Source organism: Paramesorhizobium salinisoli (genome assembly GCF_003335045.1).
GTDB classification, from domain to species: Bacteria; Pseudomonadota; Alphaproteobacteria; order Rhizobiales; family Rhizobiaceae; genus Paramesorhizobium; species Paramesorhizobium salinisoli.
Genome location: NZ_QOZG01000176.1, coordinates 1 through 252 on the forward strand (window position 1 = coordinate 1; position 252 = coordinate 252).

The 252-nt window shown below is 57.9% G+C and carries 1 protein-coding gene; it reads left to right on the forward strand.

Annotation, left to right across the window (positions count from 1 at the left end; translation table 11 throughout):
* A partial coding sequence (locus DUT91_RS26480) for a hypothetical protein (RefSeq protein WP_210207974.1) occupies positions 1-245 on the forward strand: 245 nt, incomplete at its 5' end.
* Between the last annotated feature and the right edge of the window lie 7 nt (positions 246-252).

Below are 252 nucleotides of genomic sequence, written 5' to 3' on the forward strand. Positions count from 1 at the left end.
TGCCAACAGCAGCAGCCATTACGGCGCTTGTAGCATCGAAGCGCAAGCCAATCGATATGATAAACCCGTTCACTGCCGACGCCGCCGGCGGCCTAATGGGCGATATCTGCCGATGGATACTAGACACACTGCCCGTCTCTAACCATTGTTGGGACATCGACGCCTTCGCGGTTTTATGGCGGCCTGTCCGAGAAGAACCTTTCAGACGGCTTCGTCGCGCGCATGGTTTTCATCGCGCCGAGTGATCGCCCG